The organism is Acinetobacter sp. 228 (genome assembly GCF_048147885.1).
Map to the genome: position 1 here is coordinate 1 of NZ_JAYWYV010000234.1, position 1,461 is coordinate 1,461.

The 1,461-nt window shown below is 31.6% G+C and carries 2 protein-coding genes; one reads left to right on the forward strand and one right to left on the reverse strand.

What is annotated here, in order from left to right; genetic code table 11:
• Nucleotides 1–640: 640 nt before the first annotated feature.
• Nucleotides 641–820 (forward strand): hypothetical protein, encoded by a 180-nt coding sequence (locus tag VXQ92_RS17715; RefSeq protein ID WP_000905609.1) that lies wholly within the window; start codon nt 641–643, stop codon nt 818–820.
• Between the two features lie 39 nt (nt 821–859).
• Here VXQ92_RS17715 and VXQ92_RS17720 read toward each other — a convergent pair.
• A partial coding sequence (locus tag VXQ92_RS17720; protein ID WP_416682694.1) for a LysR family transcriptional regulator occupies nt 860–1,461 on the reverse strand: 602 nt, incomplete at its 5' end.

Here is a 1,461-nt window from a genome sequence, read left to right on the forward strand (position 1 = left end):
TGCTTCGAATGTAACAGCCGGTGAAGTCAAAGCTAATGCAACGGTAACGATCCAATATGATTAGTATTTCTTCTAAACGCTAGAGCTTAGTAGTAATTAGTCGGCTTTATAGAATGAATAATTTTTAATTAATACTAAAAAAGTCAAATGATCACACACATTATTTTTTAATTTTTACTAATAAATAAATTAAAAAAATGCTCATAAGCGAAAAAAGCTAATGAGCATTAGTGATAACCACTTAACCTAAAATACAAATTGTGGGAAATAGATCACAATTTGCATGACTATAATTTCAAAATTTAGCTTAAATATCAAGTCTTTTTTTTAACAAAAGTTTGATAAATTTATTTAACCCCTTAATTTTAAATAAAAATAAATTAAAAATAAAGTTTGCAATTTCTATTTTACAGGCTTTCTAAAGAATTATCATTCTATTAATTCAAAAAACATAAATTTTATATATACGAATGTATAGTAAAATTAAAAAGTGCTCAATTAGGAGGGTTTAGTTAGAAGTAAATATTATGTAATTCGATAAATTATAAAGCTTTACACAACCTATAAGAAAAAAAACAAACACATATCTGGAAATATTTTTCAATTACAGCCTAACTTCAAGTTTTTATTACAAAACCACATGCTCATTATTTGGAAAATATTTTGTATTTTATTATTAAGTTTAGGGGCTTTCGGAGTTGGTTTAGGTATTAGTTATTTAGATTTTTTCTTATTTTTTATTGGCTTACTTTTTTTGCTGTGTTTTTTTCTAGCCTTGAAGCAAGCAAGAGAAGATGCAGGAAGTTTTCCTGATGAATAAAAATTAATTAAGCTAATTGAAGTCAAGGCTTAAGCAATATTAAACACGAAAAGATTCAAAACAATCTAAAAGAAAATCCATCACTACCCTTACTGCAGGACTACTCCGCAGATCTTCATGAATTACTAACCAAATTTCAGCACTCATTGGGTCATCATCAGGTAATTTTACTAAATGACCTTGCTGGCCTAAAAAATCAGGTAGTACAGCTAAACCAACTGCTCCACAAGTAGCCCGCCATTGAAGCTCAGGATGATTCGTAACCATAACAGGCTCTTTATAATTTAACCGTTGTTTTAGCTTTTGCTGTTTTTGTCCTTGAACTCCACCAACTTCAACACTAATCCACCCATAGTTTTCTTCTTGTATAGCATCCAAATATTCTTGGGCTGCATATATGCCAAAAGGAACTTCACCAGCTTTACGCGCAATTAGATAATCATCTTTAGGGCGTCCAAAGCGAACTGCGATATCTGCTTCGCGATGCTGTAAGGAGGCATAATGAACATCACCGAGTATTCTCAATTGTAGCTCAGGATATTGACGATAAAACTTACCAAGATGAGGCATTACCAAATGTGCAGCCGTAGCTGGCGGTAGACTTACCGAAACTACTCCACTAATTTCCTGTTGTCCTGCCT